Source organism: Bradyrhizobium sp. Mp19 (genome assembly GCF_029952935.1).
Lineage (GTDB): Bacteria > Pseudomonadota > Alphaproteobacteria > Rhizobiales > Xanthobacteraceae > Bradyrhizobium > Bradyrhizobium elkanii.
In genome coordinates this window covers 1-8,899 of sequence record NZ_JASAUT010000120.1, presented here as the reverse complement: position 1 = coordinate 8,899, position 8,899 = coordinate 1, and the positions used below count along the sequence as shown (strand labels likewise).

Below are 8,899 nucleotides of genomic sequence, written 5' to 3'. Positions count from 1 at the left end.
CGTGAGGCAACGGCTTAGGATCCGGTAACAATTAAGGCGAGGCAATGCGCACTGTCACCCTGATTGCCGCGCGGCAGCTTAACTGAGCACTGTGGCTTCTCGTTGATCACGATCTCCTTGAGAAGGACTGGATAATCGTTCGCTGACTGGATGGATAGGCTCCGAACCGAAGCGTGATCGTGCTGGAGGCACTGCGTTCCGGTCGGGTTGTATCTGCAATTGGTCTCGACCTCTTGTACGCGATGTCGCACCTTGAAATCCGGACCACTTAGCTGGAACGAGCGCGAGCCCGTCACCTCATCAACGAGCCCTTTTGCAAACTCAGCCACCTGAACAAACGGTGTCGAGCCGAAAAAGAAATACGTGACGAAAACGATTATGATGGTAGTTCCTATGGCTTTTCTCACATCCCCCTCCTGCGCATTGCAATGCGGCTCCGCTTTCTATTTTTTGCATTGCGCCAGGATCGCTTTGACGGTTTCCACAAATGCAGCTGTCATCAACGAAGAGGCGTCCGGACTCAACGGCCGAACGACATGACCAAAGTGCCCGGAGGTCGATAGCAGCAAGAACGTACGCATGCGGTTGGCGTTCAGACGTTGACGCCCCTCCTCCGAATTGGTGTCTTGGCTGTTTGCGAAGCTAGAAATTTCGTACCCGGAAATGTCGATCTCGTAACGGTTTGCCTCAGACGCCCAAGCGACGCGAGCGCGCGTCAACGCATCGTATTTCTCATCGTCTGACCCGGTGAGCCTCATTGTACTGGCCAGCGGCGGCGGTGGGACTTCGATCCACTTCTCTGGTTCGTTGGAGAGGGCGATTTGTCGAACGACCGATAGCGGGTCAGTCATTTCGAAATACAGATCGAGGCCAGACGCCGCATTTTTCCGTATCAGAGGTTCATCGAGGGTCCTTAGGTCAAATGTGACTTCGCGACCTACGATAATCTTTCCTATGACCTTGCCGTCCCAGGACTTGGCCGACTCGCTCATCAGGGGCGTGCGCTCTCGAACGACTAACTTGCATCGTTCTGGACTCGCTGTTTCGAACCAGAAGCCCTTAGTAACGATACATGCTTTCCGATCGAAATAGCTTTTGCCGCGGATGGCAACGTCAGTGCAGTTCGCATTCGACAGGCGGCGATCTACCCAGAACGTTTCAAGGAAGTAGGCGAAACGCTTCTCTATCGAATACGTATTCCATTCCGGAGACCGCACCAGCTCGGATGAATCTTGGACCTTCGGCTGCAGGTCTCGTTCGCACTTCGCAATTGCCAGGCTGTAATGCGGATCATTGGGATAAACGTTTTGCCGAATTAGATCATTGAGACTGGAACGATCTCGCTGAAGGGCTGCATCGACGCATGACAAGACGGCACCGGGAAGCCGCTCCCATGCGGACTTGGCGTTGGTCGGCTCACGGTTTACCTGACGACCGCCTGAGCGGCCCGGTCCATCGCTAAAGTTTGTGAACTGTGCTTGAGCGCTGTCGAGGCAGACTCCCAAAACAGCGATCAGAATCAATGATCTTTTCATTATGATCTCCCCGGTATGGGCGTCATTTTGTCGATTTAAAGCGGTGGGTCAATAAGCGACAGACTGATCACTTTGGCCCATGGATTGGCGCCAGGTGGTCGCAGCGAACTTGCGGAGGATTCGGCGAGAACGAGGTTTCTCGCAGGAGACGCTGGCGTATGAGGCCGACATCAATCGCACCTACATCAGCAAACTGGAGAAGGGAGCGACCTGGGTCGGTCTGGAAATACTGGTGAAGCTTTCGGCGGTCCTTCAGGTCGAGCCGGCAGACTTCCTCCAGCGTCCCGTCCGGAAAACAGCCAGGAAGACCTAATCCACCCTCTCCGGGGGACGACAGCGGAGCATCAGAAGCGACACGATTAAGCTGCTCGTTGTGATTTGCAGCACGGTGACGCTCAAGGCTAGCAAGGCGCTTCCCGTTCTCCTCCAGTTGTACCAGCCGCACCAGCACAGCCCGCCAAGTGCAATTAGCCCGGCCGCGTACAGAGCGGTGGCGTTGGGTGCCGAATCTGATCTGTTCGGCTGGAGAGCAACTGCAAGACAGGCCAGTCCGATAGCCGCTCCTTCGGAAAGAAGTGACACATAGGTCGAAGTCAGTGCCCAGTAGGCAAGCCGAAGAAGATGAAGCGACCTGATCGTCAAAACGATCCAAAGCAGGAGCGAGAGCGGACCCGAGAGGAAAGCCAGAGCGCGAAGGAGCGGACTCCCTGAGTCGATCGAAACGAACACAACGTACGGCGCTGCTGTCACGCTGAAAGCGAAACAGAGCGCCGCAGTGATCGGGTAGTGGGAGTGAGGTGCAGACCTTGACATTCAGCTACTATGATGAGCTAGCCCTTGCCGGCCTTCTTATCCTTCGCTGTCTTGAAGTTCGACCGCACAGCATTCGCGCAGGCGGAGAGTGCCTCGTCCAAGCCGCCGGCGACAGCGATCGTCTTGATCTGGTCCAGCTGTTCGACGAGATCATCAAACGTCGATGCCTTCAGAGTGCTCTTGCCTTTCTCCAGCTCCAATGGCTGCTTACCGTAGCGCAACTGAAAGTAAATCAGCCCGCTGGAATCCACCCAGAAGGCCTCTTTCGAAATTCTCTTTCCCTCCCTGAACAGCCCGATCTTCGTGATCTGCTGTTCGATGCTGGACGTAAACTTGTTGCGGCGCTGAAGGACCGGTGTGTTCGCGGTCGGCTTCTGAACGGAAACCAGAGAGATCGTCGCTCGTGCCATGATGGGCTCCTTCGTTAATGATGGAGCCGTCGCCGTCTTCTAAATCCGGTACCTAGGCAACAGCGATGTAGTTCGAATATCTCACTCAGGCTATCAGCTTGTATTGTGCGAACTTTCTTCTTCCATCGGCAGGCAGTCTCCGCAATTGAAGCACTCGAAGAGGAACCGTTCGCGGCACTCTTCGTCGGTGTCATGCTCCACGGTCGCCATTCCTCTTCCGCAGGCCGGTGGCCACTTAGGGGCTCCTCTGATCTTGAAAGCTCCTCCGAAGAGCAAGGGCGGTTTTGCCGATCGGAGGAACGCTGACCGGCTTCAATTGTTAGGAGGCATTATGACGCCTCCCGTCACCGTTCATTTCACCTGCATCGGCTGCGGCATCGTCTACTCAGCGAGCCAGGAGCGCAGCGCAACCCATACCAATACATCCGGCACCTTCAATTGCTGGCAGTGCGGAAAGCTTGTTCATCACTGGGTTGGGATTTACGACTATAACGGATGGAGAATAACCCACGTGCTGCCCAAGCAACCCAAGGTGAGAATTGAAAGACGTGGGTGATCGCCCCTACTCCGACGCCGAGAAAGCCGCACGCCGGATCATGGAGCACGCCCGCGCCTTCGAGCCGATTCAGGACGGCCGGATCTACATCGAGAAGATCAACTATCCGATGCTCTACCAGGACAAGGCGACGCCGGCTGAGTATTGGGCTGGGCTACAGCACGCGATCGGCAAAGGCTGGCTCGAGTACCACGAGAGCCGGACGTTCGTGAGGATGCTTCAGCCAGGCAAAGACCTGTTCGCCTGACCAAGAGCCACTGGGCCTATCGCCTCTGCCGTTCTGACATGACATACCAATATGCGGTCCCAACCGCGGCCGCCGCGCTGAGCACCCCCACGATTGCGACGACCCTTCCACCAGCTCCATGCGGGCCTCGCTATCCCAAAGAAACGGCCTCAGCGAGAGGCCAGCTAAATTGACGATGAGCGCGATCTTGCAGCCCTCAACTAACCTGGGTCAAAACTGGTTCCCTAGCCACCGTGAAGAGCCCGCCAATCCGCTTAGCACCTTGTGAAAAAGGCCTCAGCGAGGGGGTACACGCCGAGGCCAATGCGGTTGGATCAATCCATGAGATGACAGGCTCAGCCGATCAACAGGGCGCCTATGCCTGCGATGAGCGCTACGAACGATATCGCCGCCAACGCCATGAAGCTGCACTCGACGCCGTCGTGGTGACCGAGCCTGAACCTACAGGGAGTTTGCGCCACGGCCTTCGCGTCCGCATTAAAGTAGGCATGTCAGGGATAGCGCCCTAATCGCAGTTCCAAGCTTAACTTAAGCGAAGAACGTTGAAACGACTCTCTCGATTCCGCTTTTATTGCTCATGCAACAGGCGACCGAGGTTCATCTAGTCCGTGTGACGACCGATGAGGGCGAGATCCAAATCTGGCTCGCCGCGACCTCGCCCGACGAAGCGGTCGATCGCGTGCTGGACGAAATCCCGGAAGGATGGGCTGTTAGCCTCATTCAGCGGCAGCCGAGCGGGCGGGCACGTCGCTGGCGCTCGGCTTCCGTCGTTGTCCTAATGCCGCGGGGGCAGTGCGACCCGCCAATGATCCAACCGCCGAACGAGGACTGTTCCTGTGCTTCTAGACAGGCCGCTCGCATTTCAAAAAGCGGGCCACTAGGAACGCGCCTCCGAATTTCGCTTTGAAATATTCGGAAATGAATGGGCGCGCTCAATGCCTCGGTATTACTTCGATTTAAAAGATGGCAACGGAACAACCCCTGACGAGGAAGGCCTAGATCTTCGGGATCTGGACGCGGCACAGGACGAGGCTGCGCGATCTTTAGGAGGCATGGCCCGCGATGCCGTAGCGACCCTCAGTGGTAGCGGCGCTGAGCAAATGGAGATCGAGGTTCGGGACGACGCCGGCCCCGTTATGACCGTCCGCTTTTCCTTCGCGATCAGCCGCAACAAAGTGAGCTAACCTCAAACTGCAAAAAACGGCGGCCCCAGCGCCCGGGAAGAGCACTGAGGCCGAGGGGTCGTCCCACTCCTCATCAAAGCGAGACTAGAACCGCGCCGGTCGCCCCCTGTTCCAAAAAAAGGCCCCAGCGAGGGGACTGGCTGGGGCCTAGACTGATTGCCGAACCGCTGTCCGCCAGGACGCAGCGGTCGTCATTTTAGGGCTGTAAAAATAGGAAATGAAAATCACCTGCCCATGCCATTGAGAATGTTGGCAAAGTTGGGTTCCCGAAATAACCGAGGTGAATCTTGCGCCCGGCGGAGCGCACTTTCTGTATCAATTTGTTACAGCGAGAAATCCTACTTTCTCGCGGTGCAAACACTCAACTGATGGTTCACGGAGCGGGAACTTAGTTCCATTTCTGGCGTTGCTTGTGCATCATCGGCTAAGGCCTTTTCTGTGGGCGCTGGTGACTGAGAGAACACTCTCGTGCTCCCGCCTGCGAAGGAGGGAGTGTCTGATGCCGCACCGCAAGCTAATCGCGCGTTTGCTGTCCGTCGTTGAGTTGTCCGAGCAGGATAAGGTCCGGCTCGAACAGCTGCCTCATATCATCAAAACGTTTGGAGACGGCGACCGCATCGCACGGCAAGGCGACGTGCCCGTGCATTGTGCCGTCGTGATGACTGGATTGCTGTCGCGTCGAAGGGTTGTTTCCGAACGCAATCAAATATCGTCCATCTACGTACCGGGGGACGTACCTGATCTCCATACGCTGCATCTGCCCGTTTTGGATCACGATCTCTGCAGCGAGGGGACCTCGACTGTGGCCTTCATATCCCATTCGCATCTCCGGCGGATGTTGAAGGAATCTCCGGGGCTGACAAACGCATTTTGGCGAGAGACCCTTATCCATGCAGCGATCTACCGAGAATGGGTCGAAAACCTGGGCTCAAGGGCGGCGCTGCCAAGAGTCGCGCATCTGTTCTGCGAGCTTGCCACCCGTTTTGAGATGGTGGGTTTGCTCGATAACGACACCTTCCGTCTTCCTTTAACGCAGCAAGACCTTGCGGATGCCTGTGGCCTCTCAACCGTCCATGTCAATCGCACAGTTCAGGAACTGAGAAAGATGGGATTGCTCGATTGGCGCGGACAAATCGCCTACGTGCTTCGGCGCGAGGAACTTGAAACGGTGGCCGAGTTCAGCGCCGATTATCTCCATGCGCTAAAAGTCCCAATTCCGCACGGGATCATAACGGCTGCCGAGTGAAGTTGAACGCCAGCATTTCGCCGAGACCGACTCTCAAACCACCCGAGGGACGAACCGAACGACCGGAGTTCGATTTGCAAGCTCCCGCGTCTCTGCCCCCGAGCCCCGATAGCGATTCCCGGCGCTTGTGAAAACGTCCAGTGCCGGCGTCGCTGGTTCGGTCGGAGAAGCGGCTGCGAAACCTAGTCGGAGGGCCCATCGTGCTTTCTGACGGATTGACTCGGTGTTCTCTTTTCGTTCTTATGACGGCTCACCGAAGTTTCAGAGCGAACCAATGCCCACCCTCGAATTCCTCCGTTCGGAGATCGAGCGCATGCGCGTGCAGGTCAGCCGCCAGCGCAAGGAAATCCTCCAACTCCAGAGAGCCGGCATCCCGACCAGCTCAGCCGAGGCGCTGCTTCAGCGCATGCTCGACAAGATCGATACCCTTTGTGCCGACAGGGACCGGATGAAGGCTCAGCTGCCGAAGCCGAACGGACGCGTACTCGGAGGCCGGAAATGGTGAGCGAGCGCCCGCAGTGGTTCGACGATTGGAAAAATCCACCGCCGTTCGTCAAAGCCCTGAACGAAGTCCGGCAGCTCTCTTGCCGGGAAGGCTGGTGCTATCACCACATCCAGGCCATCCAGGTCGCCATCGACCAGTACGCCGAAGCCGCTCTCGGCAATCGCGAATTCTTTCTGAACCGGCCGTACAGCATCGGCCCAGCAGGAAGAGCGATGTCTCGTAAGGAAATGGGACCCTCGCAAAGCTAAAAGGGGCCGCGTCACGCGAACGGCCCCTACCGGAAATGCTGAAAAAATCGACCTTAATGAAAAAAGCTCCAGCACCCGCGATATGTCCTGCGAGCGCTGAAAGCAGATTCCGTAAAAACACGGATACGAGCGGGCAAGGGAAAGGAACGCCACAGCCACGCCAGCGTTTGCAAGGCGTGGAAGCAGTAACTGTGTACGCTGTCCGTCGTTGGATCCCAGCGGCGGGCTTTTTGTGAGTTGAGTTCTTTGTCCAAGCGTATCGAGATGCCAGGGTTCATTAAGCCCCAGCTCGCGACCCTGCGGAGCAAGGCTCCATCAGGGGACAAGTGGATTCACGAGATCAAATACGACGGCTACCGCATCCAATTTCACCTTGATCGCGGCAAGGCCAAAGCGTTCACTCGCAACGGCCTGAACTGGATCAAAAGATTCTCCGTCATTGCCGGTGCGTTTGACATTCCCGGAGAGGCAATCATCGACGGCGAGGTTGTTGTCGTCCATGAGGGTCGGACCAACTTCTCCGAGCTGCAAGCAGAACTCGCCAGAAGCGACCAGGACCGCTTGCTGTACTACGCCTTCGATCTCCTGTGGCTCGACGGGCAAGACTTGCGCAAGCGGCCGCAGATTGAGCGCAAGGCGATGCTGCGAGGACTGTTCGATTCCTATCAGCTTGAGCCACCCGTACTTTTTAGCGAGCACCTGATTGGCGATGGCCAGCAGCTGTTTGAGCATGCGCGCAAGCTCAAGTACGAGGGCATCATTTCGAAAAACGCGGATGCGCCCTACCGCTCGGAGAGAACTGACGCCTGGGTGAAGGTGAAGACGGTGCAGCGCGAGAAGTTTCCCGTCGTCGGCTTCATCAAGGATCCGACGGGCATTGCAGCGCTGTACCTGGCCGAGCAGCAGGGCAAGGAGCTGGTCTACATGGGCAAGGTCGGCACCGGCTGGTCGCGGACCGTATCCAGCCAAATCCGAAAGCAGCTCGATACAGTCGTGAGCCCGAAGTCCAAGCTCACCAAGCCAGTTAGGAAACCGAAGGCTACCTGGGTTGAACCATCGTTCGTCGCCGACATCGAATATCGCGACGTCACGTCAGAAGGGCTGCTACGAGCAAGTTCGTTCAAGGGCCTGTCGAGGAAGTAGGAACGCAAGAAGGTCCCGCTCGTTGAGGATTAGGAGAAGTCCGATGAACAAGCGGATTGATGAAGCCGTAGCGGCCCGTGCCTACCAGCTCTGGGAAAAGGCCGGCAAACCCGAAGGACGAGATGAGGAGTTCTGGCACTTGGCCGAGCAGGAATTGATCAACGAGGATAAAAGCTCTCCGCTGCGAACCCCCGACACGCTGTGACCAACCCGAATTGTCCAATTTGTCATGGTCTCGGCTGGGTTTGCGAGAACCATCCACGCCTGGCCTGGACCGACGAACCCGCGGGCTGCATGTGCGGCGCCGGTATGCGGTGCAAATGCAACGCTCGACGGATATCGATGCAGGGATCGAGCAGCCGGATGTGAGTGGACTATTCGATGAGACCCCTCCCAGTAAAAGCTAGCGCGGGCCTGGCTTGGTCGTCTTCGTCTTCCGCCGATTGTAGGGAGAGCGGTTGCTGGGGCTTCAGTGAGATACCCTCGCGCCGCGCCTTGCTGGCGATCGAGCCGGGCGGCCGCTCCATCTTCAAGCTGATGACCCCAGTGGGTGTGTTCACTTTCGCCAGTGACCGAAGCCGCTTCACTTCCTTCTCAGTCCCTGGCTGACGCGAGCGAAGCTTGTATTTTGGGTTAGATTTGCGTGGGCCCTTTCTTCCAAGGCGAGCCAGGTCGTTTCCATACTGCTTGTCCCATGAATGTACCTCCTGTCCCCTGGACGCTCAAATCAGCTCGCCAGTCGTTCCTATAGGAACGAGGTGACTGGGCTTCCGTTAATAAGAAAGGATAACCTGCATTCGCCAGCCGGCCCGGAATGCCGGACATGGGTTTGGCATTCAGAGGAAATTCGCAAGCTCATCGAAGGCGTCGGCAAGTCTGCGGCAGCTGTCCGAAAAGAGCGGAGACCGAGCTATGACCAGAGAGCAGGAAGTTAGGTACGCATCCGGCGTAGGCCGCAGGCTGGTTGGATCATTCCCGTTGCCAGCGCGTGAGCAGCTTGGGGTTTTCTTTG

12 protein-coding genes are annotated in these 8,899 nt (G+C 57.1%); 9 read left to right on the top strand and 3 right to left on the bottom strand.

Annotation, left to right across the window (positions count from 1 at the left end; genetic code table 11):
• Window positions 1–14: 14 nt before the first annotated feature.
• Both QJT82_RS44560 and QJT82_RS44555 read right to left on the bottom strand, forming a co-directional pair.
• A complete protein-coding gene (locus tag QJT82_RS44560; RefSeq protein WP_264641743.1) occupies window positions 15–407 on the bottom strand; it encodes a hypothetical protein in 393 nt (130 codons plus the stop codon).
• A 36-nt stretch (window positions 408–443) separates the two neighbouring features.
• Window positions 444–1,535 (bottom strand): hypothetical protein, encoded by a 1,092-nt coding sequence (locus QJT82_RS44555; protein ID WP_155258822.1) that lies wholly within the window; start codon window positions 1,533–1,535, stop codon window positions 444–446.
• A 79-nt stretch (window positions 1,536–1,614) separates the two neighbouring features.
• Between QJT82_RS44555 and QJT82_RS44550 the strand changes: the two genes are divergently transcribed.
• Complete coding sequence (locus tag QJT82_RS44550) at window positions 1,615–1,848, top strand: helix-turn-helix transcriptional regulator (protein WP_028344458.1); 234 nt, start codon at window positions 1,615–1,617, stop codon at window positions 1,846–1,848.
• Window positions 1,849–2,365: 517 nt separating this feature from the next.
• On the opposite strand, the gene QJT82_RS44545 is transcribed toward QJT82_RS44550, so the two are convergent.
• Window positions 2,366–2,758 carry a hypothetical protein gene (locus QJT82_RS44545; RefSeq protein ID WP_035633706.1) on the bottom strand — a complete coding sequence of 131 codons (393 nt, stop codon included), beginning with the start codon at window positions 2,756–2,758 and terminating at the stop codon, window positions 2,366–2,368.
• Window positions 2,759–3,089: 331 nt separating this feature from the next.
• On the opposite strand from QJT82_RS44545, the gene QJT82_RS44540 reads away from it, so the two are divergent.
• From QJT82_RS44540 to QJT82_RS44505, 8 genes are all read left to right on the top strand, one after another.
• Window positions 3,090–3,314 (top strand): hypothetical protein, encoded by a 225-nt coding sequence (locus QJT82_RS44540; protein WP_196238251.1) that lies wholly within the window; start codon window positions 3,090–3,092, stop codon window positions 3,312–3,314.
• Window positions 3,307–3,561 (top strand): hypothetical protein, encoded by a 255-nt coding sequence (locus QJT82_RS44535; RefSeq protein WP_338132207.1) that lies wholly within the window; start codon window positions 3,307–3,309, stop codon window positions 3,559–3,561. The genes QJT82_RS44540 and QJT82_RS44535 overlap by 8 nt, the downstream gene beginning before the upstream one ends.
• A 935-nt stretch (window positions 3,562–4,496) precedes the next feature.
• Complete coding sequence (locus tag QJT82_RS44530) at window positions 4,497–4,745, top strand: hypothetical protein (protein ID WP_028344455.1); 249 nt, start codon at window positions 4,497–4,499, stop codon at window positions 4,743–4,745.
• A gap of 499 nt (window positions 4,746–5,244) precedes the next feature.
• On the top strand, window positions 5,245–5,991 hold the full coding sequence (locus QJT82_RS44525; RefSeq protein WP_259245064.1) for a Crp/Fnr family transcriptional regulator: 747 nt from the start codon (window positions 5,245–5,247) through the stop codon (window positions 5,989–5,991).
• A 313-nt stretch (window positions 5,992–6,304) separates the two neighbouring features.
• Complete coding sequence (locus QJT82_RS44520) at window positions 6,305–6,496, top strand: hypothetical protein (protein ID WP_245288930.1); 192 nt, start codon at window positions 6,305–6,307, stop codon at window positions 6,494–6,496.
• Window positions 6,490–6,744 (top strand): hypothetical protein, encoded by a 255-nt coding sequence (locus tag QJT82_RS44515; RefSeq protein ID WP_028344491.1) that lies wholly within the window; start codon window positions 6,490–6,492, stop codon window positions 6,742–6,744. Before QJT82_RS44520 ends, QJT82_RS44515 begins: the two co-directional genes overlap by 7 nt.
• A gap of 246 nt (window positions 6,745–6,990) precedes the next feature.
• The gene (ligD, locus tag QJT82_RS44510; protein ID WP_338132208.1) at window positions 6,991–7,887 is read left to right on the top strand and encodes a non-homologous end-joining DNA ligase; all 897 of its coding nucleotides are present in this window, start codon (window positions 6,991–6,993) and stop codon (window positions 7,885–7,887) included.
• Window positions 7,888–7,930: 43 nt separating this feature from the next.
• Window positions 7,931–8,092, top strand: a complete 162-nt coding sequence (locus tag QJT82_RS44505) for a DUF2934 domain-containing protein (RefSeq protein ID WP_080687013.1) — start codon at window positions 7,931–7,933, stop codon at window positions 8,090–8,092.
• Window positions 8,093–8,899: the final 807 nt, after the last annotated feature.